15 protein-coding genes are annotated in these 13,178 nt (G+C 33.2%); 12 read left to right on the top strand and 3 right to left on the bottom strand.

The window, feature by feature from the left end:
- Window positions 1-56 precede the first annotated feature (56 nt).
- Window positions 57-620 (top strand): carboxymuconolactone decarboxylase family protein, encoded by a 564-nt coding sequence (locus tag ABD011_RS11200; RefSeq protein ID WP_131506952.1) that lies wholly within the window; start codon window positions 57-59, stop codon window positions 618-620.
- Window positions 621-643: 23 nt separating this feature from the next.
- Entirely contained in the window at window positions 644-1,441 is a 798-nt protein-coding gene (locus ABD011_RS11195; RefSeq protein ID WP_343798303.1) for a haloacid dehalogenase type II, read from the top strand.
- A gap of 50 nt (window positions 1,442-1,491) precedes the next feature.
- Here the strand turns inward: ABD011_RS11195 and ABD011_RS11190 are convergent, their stop codons facing one another.
- Window positions 1,492-2,127 (bottom strand): alpha/beta hydrolase, encoded by a 636-nt coding sequence (locus ABD011_RS11190; RefSeq protein ID WP_343798301.1) that lies wholly within the window; start codon window positions 2,125-2,127, stop codon window positions 1,492-1,494.
- A 53-nt stretch (window positions 2,128-2,180) separates the two neighbouring features.
- Between ABD011_RS11190 and ABD011_RS11185 the strand changes: the two genes are divergently transcribed.
- The 6 genes from ABD011_RS11185 to ABD011_RS11160 all read left to right on the top strand — a co-directional run bounded on the left by ABD011_RS11185 (window position 2,181) and on the right by ABD011_RS11160 (window position 7,716).
- On the top strand, window positions 2,181-2,606 hold the full coding sequence (locus tag ABD011_RS11185) for a PaaI family thioesterase (protein WP_129760246.1): 426 nt from the start codon (window positions 2,181-2,183) through the stop codon (window positions 2,604-2,606).
- The gene (locus ABD011_RS11180) at window positions 2,606-3,721 is read left to right on the top strand and encodes a chorismate-binding protein (RefSeq protein WP_343798299.1); all 1,116 of its coding nucleotides are present in this window, start codon (window positions 2,606-2,608) and stop codon (window positions 3,719-3,721) included. Before ABD011_RS11185 ends, ABD011_RS11180 begins: the two co-directional genes overlap by 1 nt.
- Window positions 3,718-4,545 carry a 4,5-DOPA-extradiol-dioxygenase gene (gene ygiD, locus ABD011_RS11175; protein ID WP_343798297.1) on the top strand — a complete coding sequence of 276 codons (828 nt, stop codon included), beginning with the start codon at window positions 3,718-3,720 and terminating at the stop codon, window positions 4,543-4,545. Before ABD011_RS11180 ends, ygiD begins: the two co-directional genes overlap by 4 nt.
- A 61-nt stretch (window positions 4,546-4,606) precedes the next feature.
- Complete coding sequence (gene menD, locus ABD011_RS11170) at window positions 4,607-6,370, top strand: 2-succinyl-5-enolpyruvyl-6-hydroxy-3-cyclohexene-1-carboxylate synthase (RefSeq protein ID WP_343798294.1); 1,764 nt, start codon at window positions 4,607-4,609, stop codon at window positions 6,368-6,370.
- A gap of 91 nt (window positions 6,371-6,461) precedes the next feature.
- Window positions 6,462-6,800, top strand: a complete 339-nt coding sequence (locus ABD011_RS11165; RefSeq protein ID WP_129760242.1) for a DUF2853 family protein — start codon at window positions 6,462-6,464, stop codon at window positions 6,798-6,800.
- Window positions 6,801-6,885: 85 nt separating this feature from the next.
- A complete protein-coding gene (locus ABD011_RS11160; RefSeq protein WP_343798292.1) occupies window positions 6,886-7,716 on the top strand; it encodes a CvfB family protein in 831 nt (276 codons plus the stop codon).
- Here the strand turns inward: ABD011_RS11160 and ABD011_RS11155 are convergent.
- Both ABD011_RS11155 and ABD011_RS11150 read right to left on the bottom strand, forming a co-directional pair.
- Entirely contained in the window at window positions 7,709-8,131 is a 423-nt protein-coding gene (locus ABD011_RS11155) for a hypothetical protein (RefSeq protein ID WP_131506940.1), read from the bottom strand. The two genes, ABD011_RS11160 and ABD011_RS11155, sit on opposite strands and share 8 nt — an antisense overlap.
- Window positions 8,132-8,386: 255 nt before the next feature.
- Window positions 8,387-8,818, bottom strand: coding sequence for a hypothetical protein (locus ABD011_RS11150; protein ID WP_129760239.1), 432 nt, complete (start codon window positions 8,816-8,818; stop codon window positions 8,387-8,389).
- 105 nt (window positions 8,819-8,923) lie between these two features.
- On the opposite strand from ABD011_RS11150, the gene ABD011_RS11145 reads away from it, so the two are divergent.
- The 4 genes from ABD011_RS11145 to ABD011_RS11130 all read left to right on the top strand — a co-directional run bounded on the left by ABD011_RS11145 (window position 8,924) and on the right by ABD011_RS11130 (window position 13,071).
- Window positions 8,924-9,763, top strand: a complete 840-nt coding sequence (locus tag ABD011_RS11145) for a 1,4-dihydroxy-2-naphthoyl-CoA synthase (protein ID WP_343798289.1) — start codon at window positions 8,924-8,926, stop codon at window positions 9,761-9,763.
- Window positions 9,764-9,785: 22 nt separating this feature from the next.
- Window positions 9,786-10,688, top strand: coding sequence for a 1,4-dihydroxy-2-naphthoate octaprenyltransferase (menA, locus tag ABD011_RS11140; protein ID WP_343798287.1), 903 nt, complete (start codon window positions 9,786-9,788; stop codon window positions 10,686-10,688).
- Window positions 10,689-10,881: 193 nt separating this feature from the next.
- Entirely contained in the window at window positions 10,882-12,381 is a 1,500-nt protein-coding gene (locus tag ABD011_RS11135) for a hypothetical protein (RefSeq protein ID WP_131506934.1), read from the top strand.
- Window positions 12,382-12,393: 12 nt separating this feature from the next.
- The gene (locus tag ABD011_RS11130; protein WP_129760235.1) at window positions 12,394-13,071 is read left to right on the top strand and encodes a metal-dependent hydrolase; all 678 of its coding nucleotides are present in this window, start codon (window positions 12,394-12,396) and stop codon (window positions 13,069-13,071) included.
- The last annotated feature ends 107 nt before the right edge of the window (window positions 13,072-13,178 follow it).

Raw genomic sequence — 13,178 nt, 5'->3', positions numbered from 1 at the left:
ACTAAAACTAAACGAACGTTTAGAAATAATTAACATAAAAATTAAAATCTATTATTATGACAACATTAAAAATTCATAACATTGAAACTGCTCCAGAAGCGAGTAAAGCATTATTAGAAAACTCACAAAAAGCTTACGGAATGATTCCTGGTTTACATGGTGTATTGGCAGCAGCTCCTCAAGCTTTAGAGGCCTATCAAAAAATACACGAATTGTTTACACAAACGTCGTTTAATGAAGAAGAGTTAACTGTGGTATGGCAAACTATAAATGTAGAGCACGAATGTCATTACTGTGTGCCAGCACATACAGGAATTGCAAAAATGATGAAAGTAGACGATGCTATTACTGAAGCTTTACGTAACGAAACACCTTTGGCTGATTCAAAACTAGAAGCCTTACGTACTATGACACTAACCATTGTTAGAAATAGAGGTAATGTTACTCAAGCAGATTTAGATGCGTTTTATGCTGCAGGTTATGGTGAAACACAAGTACTAGAAATTATTTTAGGACTGTCGCAAAAAACCATAAGTAACTATGTAAACCATATTGCAAACACACCAGTTGATGCAGGTTTTAAAAAGTATGAATGGACTAAAGAGACTGTAAATTCATAATTAGAAAAACCAATAACAACTGTATGAAAAAGAATAGGAGAGACTTTATTAAAAATATGGGTTTAATGGGAACAACAGGTCTTTTAATGCCCAATATAGTATTAGCAAACACAAAAGAGAACACACAAAGTATGATACAAAAAGAGCGACCAAAAGTTTTGTTTTTTGATGTAAATGAAACGCTTTTAGATTTAACCGATATGAAAAAGCAAGTAGGAGAAGCTTTAAACGGTCGCGAAGACTTACTATCGCTTTGGTTTACAACAATGCTTCAATATTCATTAGTAACAACAGCATCCAATCAATATGAGCATTTTGGATACATTGGAGCAGCAGCATTACAAATGGTTGCTGCAAATAACAATATTAGTATGTTGCAAGATGAAGCTAGAAACATTATTGTAAAGTCTTTACGTGGTTTGCCAGCACATCCTGAAGTAAAAGAGAGTTTAACGCAACTAAAAGAAGCGGGTTATAAATTGGTGTCGTTTACAAATTCTTCAAACGAAGGTGTTAAAAAGCAATTTGAAAGTGCAGGATTAACTCATTTTTTTGATGAACGATTGAGTGTGGAAGACATCGGGAAGTTTAAACCGTTTACTGATACCTATACTTGGGGAGCACGTAAAATGGGCATTAAACCAGAAGAATGTATGCTAGTAGCAGCTCATGGTTGGGATGTTGCTGGAGCACTTTGGGCAGGTTGGAGAGCAGCTTTTATTAGCAGACCAGGACAACAACTATTTCCGTTGGCACCTAAAACAGAAATCTCTGAACCTGATTTAAAAAAGATTGCAGATATTTTAGTAACTTATAAGTAATTCTTAATTCTTTACATACAAAAAAGGCCATCATCACAGATGGTCTTTTTTTATGCTAAGCGTTTAATTAAATCAGCATTTACAACATGTTTACCTTCAAAAGGATGAATGCTTACTGTATCTCCAAAAAGGGACTTTGCACGTTGTATTTCAGAAGCAATACGTTCTTCGTTTAAATATTCGTCTTCAGTACCATAAATTAGAGACACTTTAGTGCTTAAATAACTAAAATCTTCAGGAGTTAATTCTTTAGGAATTCCACCAGAATGAATATATAAATGAGAGCATTGTAGTTTGCGTTTTGCAAGATAGCGCATTGCTACACTAACACCTTGCGAGTAACCAAGCACAACAAAATTGAGGTTATTGGGTATATTTTCAGCTTCAAAAACAGCATCAAAATAACGCATGACATTTTCGGTTTCTTTCACAGTGTTTTCTTTGGTAAGCCAACTTGCACCAACATATTTAGATTTTGGCGGAATATAATATTTACTTTGTGCTTGTGGTGCAATAAAATAGTTTTCATTAGCATCAAATTGTTTGAAATATTTTAGAAAATACCGACTTAAATAACCCATGCCATGACACACAAACCATACAGTTTTAGTGCTTTTGGTTAACGTGTTTAAAGTGGAGTATGAGTTTGTAGTAGTATAGCTTATTTCCTTTTCAACTTGAGTCATATTTTGCTCTTGGTTTTTGTATTTTTGTTAGCGACATTAAAAATACAGTATTTATGCCATTAACTAAAGAAGAGATATTAAAACAAGCTAACGCAATTAGTAAGAATACCTTAATGGAAACCTTGCAAATTGAAATGATTGATTATGGAGATGATTTTCTAGTTGCAAAAATGCCTGTAAACTCTAGAGTGTACCAACCAGATGGAGTATTGCATGGTGGAGCAACAGCTGCTTTGGCTGAAAGTGTTGGTAGTTTTGCTTCAAATATATTCTCAAACTTAGAAGAGGTTTTTGTACGTGGTATTGAGATTACTGCTAACCATGTAAAAAGTGTTACCGAAGGTCATGTGTACGCTAAAGCTACTTTTTTACATAAAGGAAGAACAACGCAGTTGTTAGACATTCGTGTCACTGATGATAACGATAACTTAGTCTCTATTTGTAGATTATCTACTATAAGTTTGCCTAAAAAGAAATAATGGAGTTTCAGTCTTTAATAGCGCGATTATCTCAGCAATATAACAATCAATTGCCTTTTGTGGTTTACAGATCACCAAACCAGTCAAGACTAAACGCTTATTTGCAGTTAAATGATATCTTGTTTTCGGTTGAAAATTTCTCAGAAAGAGGTTTTGTTTTTGCACCTTTTAATTCTGAAGCTAAAACAGTTTTAATTCCGCAAGCAGCTTCAAAACATATTGTTAGTGATTATAAATCTACTAATACCAAAGTTGAGGTTGAGGTTTCTGTTGAAGAGCAAGAAGATGAAAAGCAACAACATATTCAACTTATAAAGCAAGGAGTTGAGGCCATTGTTTCTGGAGAATTTGAAAAGGTTGTATTGTCTAGAAAAGAGACTGTAAATATAAAGTCTAAAACCATATTTCAATTGTTTGAAGATGTCTTGAAAAATTATCCTACTGCGTTTGTATACCTATGGTACCACCCAAAAGTTGGGTTGTGGATAGGTGCGACACCTGAAACATTGTTATCGGTAGAGAATAATAGATTTTCAACAATGGCATTGGCAGGAACCCAAGAATATAAAGGGAATATGGATGTGGTTTGGGGACAAAAGGAACAACAAGAGCAGCAAATAGTAACTGATTTTATTGTTGATGGACTGTCTAAAACTGTAAAAAGTATAAGCATTGGTGAGGTCAATACAGTAAAAGCTGGAAATTTATTGCACCTTAAAACTAAAATAACAGGTTTGCTTAAGGACGATTTACAGCATGTGATAGAAATTTTGCATCCAACACCAGCTGTATGTGGTTTGCCTAAAGAGGAAGCTAAGACCTTTGTTTTAAAACACGAAAACTATCAAAGAACCTTTTATTCAGGGTTTTTAGGAACACTTAATTTACAAGACAGTAAAACCAGGAATCGCAATCGACGAAATGTTGAAAACAATGCGTATGCAACAGTAAAAACAACCACAAATTTGTATGTGAATTTACGTTGTATGGAAATTGTAGATGATACTGCTACTGTTTTTGTAGGAGGAGGGATTACAAAAGACTCCAATCCAGAAGCTGAATGGTTAGAAACGGTTGCTAAAGCCAAAGTGATGAAACGAGCAATATTGTTATGACATCATCTCATTTACACGAATGGCAAAGTAAGTTACCTTACAAAGACACAGTACAACCTGTGTTATTTGTAGGACATGGTTCGCCTATGAATGCTATTCAAAACAATGCATTTACACAAGAGTGGAATGCACTAGGCGAAACTTTGGAAACACCTATTGCTATTTTATGTATTTCTGCACATTGGTTAACTAACGGTACATTTGTTACTAATATGGAAGCACCAAAAACCATTCATGATTTTGGCGGTTTTCCTCAAGAGCTTTTTGATGTTCAATATCCTGCAAAGGGATTACCTACGTTAGCTGAAGAAATTACGCATCATATCACATCAACTCATGTAGGATTAGATGATGAATGGGGACTCGATCATGGTGCTTGGAGTGTTATCAGTCATATGTATCCAAAAGCTAACATTCCTGTTGTGCAAATGAGTATAGACTATTTTAAACCACCTGAATATCATTATAAATTAGCACAACAGTTGTTAGAATTAAGAAAAAAAGGAGTGCTTATTGTTGGTAGTGGTAATATGGTACACAACTTAAAAATGATTGCTTGGGATAAGGTTGAGCAGACTTATGGTTTTGATTGGGCTTTAGAGATTAATGAGCTTTTCAAAACCAAAATAACATATGGTAATCATAAGGATTTAATCAATTATAAATCATTGCATAACGACATTGTTAAAGCCATACCAACTCCAGATCATTACTATCCTTTATTGTATACTTTAGGACTTCAAACGTCTAAAGATGATATACAATTTTTTAATGATACACCTGTTGCAGGTTCACTAACGATGACTTCGGTAAAAATAGGGTAGTATTAAAATTCGTTAAGTCGTGCATATTAAGTAATTTTGTAAGACTATTTTATAGAATTGTATGTCATACCCAAAAATTCCGCTAGCACAAACAGTTATTCAGCTTTGTAAAGCTAAAAATATTAAGCATATTGTATTGTCTCCAGGTAGCAGAAATGCACCTTTAACTATAGGTTTTACTCACGATCCATTTTTTACTTGCTATAGCATTGTAGATGAACGTAGTGCTGCTTTTTTTGCTTTAGGAATCGCTCAAAATACTCAGCATCCTACTGCATTAGTGTGTACTTCAGGAAGTGCATTATTAAACTATTATCCAGCTGTTGCTGAAGCATTTTATAGCGATGTTCCCTTAGTGGTGATTTCTGCAGATAGACCTAAACACCTAGTTGGTATTGGAGATGGACAAACCATCAATCAAAAAGACGTTTATAAAAATCATATTTTATATTCAGCCAATTTAAAGCTCGACATTAAAAACTTGCCAAAAACAAGTGGAGACGATGATGAGCCTGCAATAATAAAAAGTATTGAAAATAAACTGGAACGCTTTTTAGGAATTAAACAAGCTCTACAGGAAGAAAACGAAGAAGAAATAAATCTTGCACTTAATACTGCAATTCACAAATTAGGACCTGTGCATATCAATGTTCCGTTTGATGAACCTTTGTATGAAACGGTTAAGGAATTGTCAGTTAACCCAAAAGTAATTACAGTAGATGCTTCACCGAAAAAAGTTGATAGTGTCGATTTAAAGCTGTGTTTAGAAGATTGGAGTGATGCTTCCAGAAAAATGATTTTGGTAGGTGTTAATCCTCCAAACGAAATTGAGCAAAAATGGTTAGACGAATTGGCAAATGATAATAGTGTTATTGTGTTTACTGAAACCACATCTAATTTGCATCATAAGGAGTTTTTTCCAAGTATCGATAAAATAATTGCACCACTTACTGATGCTGAGTTTACTGAGTTGCAACCTGATATTTTGTTAACTTTTGGAGGTATGGTAGTGTCTAAAAAAGTGAAAGCTTTTTTAAGAAACTACAAACCTAAACAGCATTGGCATATTGACAGTAAAAAAGCAAATGATACCTTTTTTTGTTTAGAAAAGCATATTGAGACCACACCTAATGAGTTTTTCTCTGAGTTTCTTCCCAAAATAACACACTTTAAAAAGAGTAACTACAAGTCAGTTTGGAAAGCAGTAAAACAAAAACGAAACGATTTACATAAAGCGTATTTAGCAGAAATCCCTTTTAGTGATTTTAAAGTTTTTGATACTGTTTTTAAAGCATTACCAAAACAAACAGCATTACAAATAGGTAATAGTTCAGCCATTAGATATTCGCAATTGTTTAATATTAGCAAATCTTTGCAGGTATTTTGCAACAGAGGAACAAGTGGTATTGATGGAAGTACAAGTACAGCTATAGGTTTTGCAGTTGCCAATAAAAACCAAACAACCTTTGTTACTGGTGATTTGAGTTTTTTATATGATAACAATGCCTTGTGGAATAACTATATTCCTAAAGATTTCAGGATTATTGTTGTTAACAATGGAGGAGGAGGTATTTTCCGTATTCTTCCAGGACATAAAAACACCGAAAACTTTGACCAGTATTTTGAAACCAAACACAACCTTACAGCAAAGCAGTTGTGCGAAATGCATGGTTTAGATTATAAAACAGCTCATGATCAAACGCAGTTGAACGAGCAGTTATCAACCTTCTTTAATGCATCAAAACAACCAATGTTGCTTGAGGTGTTTACACCTTCAACAGTAAATGACGAAATATTGCTTAACTACTTCAGTTACATTAAGTAATCGTTAAAAAGTGACTTTTAGGCTTTTTAGGTGTCTAAAAAATAGCTATATTTAATAACGATTAATTTTTTAAAAACTAAAATTTTACAAAATGAGCAAAAGAGACGAACTAATTGCAAAATATGCAGCTGATTTAAAAGACAAAGTTGGTGTAACACCAGATATGGACTTATTAACAAAAGTAACTATTGGTTGTGGACCATCAATATATAATGCTGATGCATCTACTGTATCAGGTTCTGATGAGTCAGAGTTGGCTACTGTAAAAAACAACTTCTTAATCAAGAAATTAGGATTAAAAGACAGTCCAGATTTAGATAAAGGTATTGCTAAAGTAATGGAGCAATATGGTCAGTCTAACAGAAATAAATACAGAGCTGTTGTATATTATTTATTGACTAAGCATTTTAAGAAAGAATCGGCTTACTAAAAGTCTGTTTTAAAACAATATATAAGCGTTACAAACTTGTAGCGCTTTTTTTATATCCATAAACTAATATCATTACCTTTGCAACATGATAAATATAGGAGAATACAATACATTAGAAATCCTTAGAGAAACCGATCCAGGATTGTTCTTAGGAGATGATGAAGGTAATGAAGTTTTATTGCCTAATCGTTACGTGCCTGAGTCTTTTGAAATTGAAGACAAACTAGAAGTATTTGTTTATCTTGATAATGAAGAACGTCTTGTTGCGGTTACTGACAAACCCTACATTAAAAAAGGCGATTTCGCAGTATTAAGATGTAATCAGGTTACTAAGTTTGGTGCTTTTTTAGATTGGGGAATGGTAAAAGAACTGTTTTGTCCATTTAAAGAACAAGCATTTAAAATGAGAACAGGTGGTTGGTATTTGGTGTATTGCTATTTAGATGAAGAAACTGAACGCCTTGTAGCTTCAAGTAAAACCAATAGGTTTTTAGATAATAAAGAATTGACTGTATCACAGTTTGAAGAAGTTGATATCATTGTATCCCATCCATCTGAAATAGGAATGAATGTAATTGTCAATAAAAAGCATTCAGGACTTATTTTTAACGAAGACATTTTTAAAGATATTAGCATAGGAGACCAACTTAAAGGTTATATAAAAAAAATACGTCATAACAACAAGTTAGATATTGTTTTAGAACAAATAGGTTACAGAAGTATAGAACCTAATGCTGAACTCATTTTAAAAGAACTTGAAGATAACTCAGGCTATTTAAATCTTAATGATAAGTCTGATCCAGACACCATTAAAGACCAGCTTCAAATGAGTAAAAAGAGCTTTAAAAAAGCAATTGGTACATTATACAAGCAAAAACGTATTGAAATTAAGGAAGACGGAATTTACCTTAAATAGTCACATTAGAGTTATTTAACTCTTTTCTCATCCATTTTTCACTTTCTAGTAAGCAAGTAAAGTCTTTTCTTTTTATATGACAAAAGTAGCTTTCCAGTTTAGAAATATCTGTAGTACGATTAGAATAAGCGACAACAGCTTTGGCTTTAGCGTTTGGAAATCTCTGTTTAAATTTTTCAGAATCTAAAATATTTATGGAGTAAGAATTTACTCTGTTTGAGATAATACCAAAAGGCTTTTGAGTACCAAAATGTAAATCGATAAGCGAAATTAAGTCTTTAGAATTTTCAAAATCACTAAAAACACCTTCACTTGTTTCAATAACAACAAAGTTTTCAAAAAAATGAGCGATACCATTTTTTAAGTTGTAGGTTTTTAGGATTTTAGATTTTAATTGGGACTCTGTTAATCGCATTAAATAGGTTGTTTTTAAAAAAATCAGCGGCAAAGATACTGTGTAACAAGAGGTCTTAAATGTAATCCATTGCACTTTAACGTTTTTAGTGTTAATTTTATAATAGTTAATGTGTTTTAGTGAGAAGTTTTTAAAGTTTTGCTTTTGAGCTTAATTGGTTTGCAAACAGTTGATTAATAATTGTTTGTGTGTTGTTTGTAGCGAAAACGATTGCGTTTGTTTATAAGTGATACAAAACGTCAAACAAAGCTTGTTTTAATGATTTTCTTTAACGCTTTGAGTAGCTAAAACTACTTTTTTGTTCACCCAATTAAAAGCATCAATGAACGCGTTAAACCTTTTTCTTTTTAAATTGAAATAGTGGTCTTCCACTATAAGCATTCGTTTTGAATTATGGCTATAAGTAACTATAGCATAAGCGTGCAACAGTTTAAGTTTTTTTCGATGCTCTTGTGCATCAACTAGGTTTATAGAATAAGAATTAACTCTGTTAGAGATAAAGCCAAAAGGCGTATTATTAAAAATATCAAGACATAGCTCATAAGCTTCTTTATAATCTTCAAAAGAAACATAAGCACCTTGTTTAAATTCTGCAACTACAAGATTTTTGAAAAAATGAAAATCGCCAACCTCAAGGCAATATGTAGCCTCGACCTGATTTGCTATAGGAGAATCTAAAACCTTCATTTATCAATCGTCTTTTGTGCAAAATTAGTTACGCGTCAAAGTCCGACCAAAAAAATGAATTTAAATTAGATGTAAATATGTATTTTTACGCTGAAAACAATTCTTATGAGTAAAATTGATTGGCAAACAGCCAAAGAGTATACAGATATTACCTACAAAAAGTGTAATGGAGTTGCTAGGATAGCCTTTAACAGACCTGATATTAGAAACGCTTTTAGACCAAAAACAACAAGCGAACTTTACGATGCATTTTACGATGCAAATGAAGATACAAGTATTGGTGTAGTGTTACTTTCTGCCGAAGGACCTTCAAGCAAAGATGGAATTTGGAGTTTTTGTAGTGGAGGAGACCAAAAAGCTAGAGGACATCAAGGGTATGTTGGTGAAGATGGTTACCACAGACTTAATATTCTTGAAGTACAACGTTTAATTCGTTTTATGCCAAAAGCGGTTATAGCTGTTGTTCCAGGTTGGGCAGTTGGTGGAGGACATAGTTTACACGTAGTTTGCGATTTAACGCTTGCTAGTAAAGAGCACGCTATTTTTAAACAAACTGATGCAGATGTTACCAGTTTTGATGGTGGTTATGGATCGGCTTATTTAGCTAAAATGGTAGGTCAAAAGAAAGCACGTGAAATCTTTTTCTTAGGAAGAAACTACTCTGCACAAGAAGCCTTTGAAATGGGAATGGTAAACGCTGTAATTCCTCACGACGCGCTTGAAGATACAGCCTATGAGTGGGCTCAAGAGATATTGGCAAAATCACCAACCTCTATAAAAATGCTTAAATTTGCGATGAACCTAACCGATGATGGTATGGTAGGACAGCAAGTATTTGCTGGTGAAGCAACACGTTTGGCTTATATGACTGATGAAGCTAAAGAAGGTAGAGATGCCTTTTTAGAAAAAAGAAAGCCAAATTTTGATAAAAAGTGGATTCCTTGATTTAGCCATAAAAATTATTTGAATGAGTAAACTTAAACCTTGGTTGTCTGCTTTTCGACTAAGAACACTTCCTTTATCTGTTTCTGGAATTATTATTGGAACCTGTTTCGCGTTTTATAGCGGAAACTATAATACAGCCATTTTTGTACTTGCTATTTTAACTACTGTAGCGTTACAAATTTTATCAAATCTTGCTAACGATTATGGCGATGGTGTTAAAGGTACCGACAACAATGAACGACAAGGACCAGAACGTGCTATACAAAGCGGAAGCATTACTCCAGCTCAAATGTTGGAAGCCATTAAGGTAAATATACTTATAGTTATTGTATTATCACTTTTGCTTATTTATATGTCTTTTGGGCAAGGTAATCTATTGTATTCTCTATTGTTTATTGTGTTGGCAGGACTTAGTATTTATGCAGCAATCAACTACACTATGGGTTCAAAAGCCTATGGTTATAGAGGATTAGGGGATGTTTTTGTGTTTATCTTTTTTGGACTTGTAAGTGTAATGGGTAGCTACTTTTTATATGCTAATAAGATAGACCACAATGTGGTTTTACCTTCAATTTCATTAGGGTTATTAAGTGTTGGTGTACTCAATTTAAACAATATGCGAGATATCGATTCTGATATATTATCAAACAAGATTACACTTGCCGTAAAACTAGGTAAGCAACATTCTAAAACGTATCATTTAGCATTAATTTTTGGAGCTATATTGGTTTCGCTGGTGTTTACTATTTTGTATTACACTTCACCACTAAACTTTTTGTTTTTTGTGGCTTACATTCCGTTGATAATTCATGCCAAAAAAATAAGTAAAGCTAAAACTGCTTCAGACTTCGATTCGCAGTTAAAAGTATTAGCACTTACTACATTTTTATTTTCTGTACTTTTAGGCGTAGGGTATATCTTATAAAAAAAAATATTTTTATAAATACTTGTAAATCAATAAATTAATTTATATATTTAATTCGAAAATTTTGTAGGTCAGCATATTTTGCTACAGTGTTGGCAATGAAATTTGGGGCTTTAAAACTCAGACATATGTATTTCAATGTGTCTGAGTTTTTTTGTACTTTTCTTCCTTAAATTAACAATAAAACACTTACATGAAAAAACTCGCCCTAATTGTAATGCTTTTGGCATTACATTTTACTACAGCCCAAGAAAGTACTACTAAACTAACTGTTACCGAAAGTGAAGAATACAAAGACAAAGTTAAAGCCAACGATATCCTTTCAATTCATACTACAGAGTCTGGACTTACAGGTATAGTGCGTAATAGTAAAAGAGATATTCTGTTTGATATTTTTGACGCTAATCTTAAAAAAGTATTTAATGAGGTTGTAGAGAGCGATAAAAAAGAAACGTTTGTAGGTGAGTTATTTTATGACAACGAGATTAAATTTTTTACTGTTTATGCGCCAAAAAAGACTGAGCGTATTGTGTACTGCCATATTTTTGACATTGCAGCTAAAACTCATAAAAAGGTCAAACTTTTTGAAACTACAGTAGAGAAGAAGCAGTTGTTGTTTTCAGGACAAAACAAGCGTCAAACCAGTTTTGCCATTTCACCAAACGGAAATTATTTTGCCATAACTACCGATAATATTAAAAAGAACAGCAACTCTTACACTATTAGAGTGTTTAATTCTAACAATTTAAGTTTGCTTTACGAAAAGGCGTACCAAGAACACGAAAAGCGTTTTTATGAGCACAACGATTTATCTATTGACGATAACGCAACGGTTTATGGACTAGGAAAATTGTTTATTAAAGGACGTTCGTTAAAACGAAAAGGAGATGCTAATTATGAGTTTGTACTTAACAAAGTCACACAGTCTGGTACAAATGATATCACAATTTCTTTAGGCGAAGATGAGCACATCCAGTCGCTTAATATTTCAATCATTCAAGATGAATTGCACTTGCTTGGGTTCTATTCTGAAAAAAATGTATTTAAGATTAAAGGTGGTTGCAATTTTGTAATTGATACCAATGCGCTTGCTGTAAAACGTAAACGTTCTTATGAGCTGCCAATTGAGGTATATAAAGACTTGTATGGTGAAAACAGAGCAGACCGAAAAAAATCTAAAGGGAAAGAGATTTCTAACTTTTATGTAGATTATGTATTGCAAGATAACAATGGTAATACTTACATTTTAGCTGAAGAGTTTTATATTACACAAACCTATGTGTCAACAGGAACTACAGGAGGTTATTGGGTAACAACCTACCATTATGACGATATTTTAATTATGAAATTTGATGCTAAAGGAGAGTTAAGTTGGGGACGAAGCATATTTAAAAAAGCAACAGCACCTTCGTATAATGCTTTTTTAAAAGACGACCAATTGCACGTTATTTTAAATTCTGGTAAGCGACTTACCGAAAAGAATGATGGAAGAACCAAAGTATCAAAAGGTTTCCTAGAATCTACTGCGTTATTTGATTTTGTATATTCAGCTGATGGAAAAGTGTCTTACGACAAAATACAAGACAATAAAGGCAATACCTACTACACACCATACTTTGGTACCTTTGAAAACAACACCTTTATTATGGCTAGTGATGGTAGAAAGAAAAAACAATTTATGATTTTAAAATAAAACAGTAATCCTATGAAAATTACATTTTACGGTCATGCCGCTTTAGGCATTGAAGTTAACGACGTACATATTTTGGTAGACCCTTTTATTACTGCCAATGACAAGGCAAAACATATAGACATCAACAGTTTAAAAGCCGATTATATTTTGATTACGCATGCGCATCAAGATCATATTTTAGATGTCGAAGCCATTGCAAAACACACCAATGCAGTTATTGTATCTAATTTTGAAATTACCTCGTATTATGAAGCTCAAGGCTTTGAAGTACACCCAATGAATCATGGTGGTTCGTGGGATTTTGAATTTGGCATGGTAAAATACGTTAACGCTATTCATACCTCGTCGTTTCCTGATGGAAGCTATGGTGGACAACCAGGAGGTTTTGTGATTGAAGGCGAACACAAAAACATTTACATAGCAGGTGATACAGCCTTAACTATGGATATGAAACTGATACCATTGCGTACTAAACTAGACTTAGCCATTTTACCAATAGGTGACAACTTTACCATGGGAATTGAAGATGCCATTACAGCGAGCGATTTTGTGCAATGCGATAAAGTATTGGGTTACCACTTTGACACTTTTGGATATATTGAAATTGACCACGAAGAAGCCAAACGCCAATTTTTTGACAAAAACAAAGACTTAATGCTGCTAGAAATAGGTGAGAGTATTGAGCTGTAGCTGTTAATAAAAATGTATAACTAACTATTTGTAATTTAGTTTTTTACAGTAAATTGGTTGGACGAAAAAATGCTTGACTAAAGGTGTGGATTGTTAAAGCAATCCAT

Origin of the sequence: Gaetbulibacter jejuensis (genome assembly GCF_039524015.1) — a bacterium.
Taxonomy (GTDB): Bacteria; Bacteroidota; Bacteroidia; order Flavobacteriales; family Flavobacteriaceae; genus Gaetbulibacter_B; species Gaetbulibacter_B jejuensis.
Note: the sequence above shows the minus strand (reverse complement) of the source record. Positions and strands in the feature narration are given on the sequence as shown.

What these genes read in the sequence shown, in the direction of transcription:
- ABD011_RS11200 (WP_131506952.1), top strand. Translation starts at nt 57, where the DNA reads ATGACAACATTAAAAATTCATAACATTGAAACTGCTCCAGAAGCGAGT.
- ABD011_RS11195 (WP_343798303.1), top strand. Translation starts at nt 644, where the DNA reads ATGAAAAAGAATAGGAGAGACTTTATTAAAAATATGGGTTTAATGGGA.
- ABD011_RS11190 (WP_343798301.1), bottom strand. Translation starts at nt 2,127, where the DNA reads ATGACTCAAGTTGAAAAGGAAATAAGCTATACTACTACAAACTCATAC.
- ABD011_RS11185 (WP_129760246.1), top strand. Translation starts at nt 2,181, where the DNA reads ATGCCATTAACTAAAGAAGAGATATTAAAACAAGCTAACGCAATTAGT.
- ABD011_RS11180 (WP_343798299.1), top strand. Translation starts at nt 2,606, where the DNA reads ATGGAGTTTCAGTCTTTAATAGCGCGATTATCTCAGCAATATAACAAT.
- ygiD (WP_343798297.1), top strand. Translation starts at nt 3,718, where the DNA reads ATGACATCATCTCATTTACACGAATGGCAAAGTAAGTTACCTTACAAA.
- menD (WP_343798294.1), top strand. Translation starts at nt 4,607, where the DNA reads ATGTCATACCCAAAAATTCCGCTAGCACAAACAGTTATTCAGCTTTGT.
- ABD011_RS11165 (WP_129760242.1), top strand. Translation starts at nt 6,462, where the DNA reads ATGAGCAAAAGAGACGAACTAATTGCAAAATATGCAGCTGATTTAAAA.
- ABD011_RS11160 (WP_343798292.1), top strand. Translation starts at nt 6,886, where the DNA reads ATGATAAATATAGGAGAATACAATACATTAGAAATCCTTAGAGAAACC.
- ABD011_RS11155 (WP_131506940.1), bottom strand. Translation starts at nt 8,131, where the DNA reads ATGCGATTAACAGAGTCCCAATTAAAATCTAAAATCCTAAAAACCTAC.
- ABD011_RS11150 (WP_129760239.1), bottom strand. Translation starts at nt 8,818, where the DNA reads ATGAAGGTTTTAGATTCTCCTATAGCAAATCAGGTCGAGGCTACATAT.
- ABD011_RS11145 (WP_343798289.1), top strand. Translation starts at nt 8,924, where the DNA reads ATGAGTAAAATTGATTGGCAAACAGCCAAAGAGTATACAGATATTACC.
- menA (WP_343798287.1), top strand. Translation starts at nt 9,786, where the DNA reads ATGAGTAAACTTAAACCTTGGTTGTCTGCTTTTCGACTAAGAACACTT.
- ABD011_RS11135 (WP_131506934.1), top strand. Translation starts at nt 10,882, where the DNA reads ATGAAAAAACTCGCCCTAATTGTAATGCTTTTGGCATTACATTTTACT.
- ABD011_RS11130 (WP_129760235.1), top strand. Translation starts at nt 12,394, where the DNA reads ATGAAAATTACATTTTACGGTCATGCCGCTTTAGGCATTGAAGTTAAC.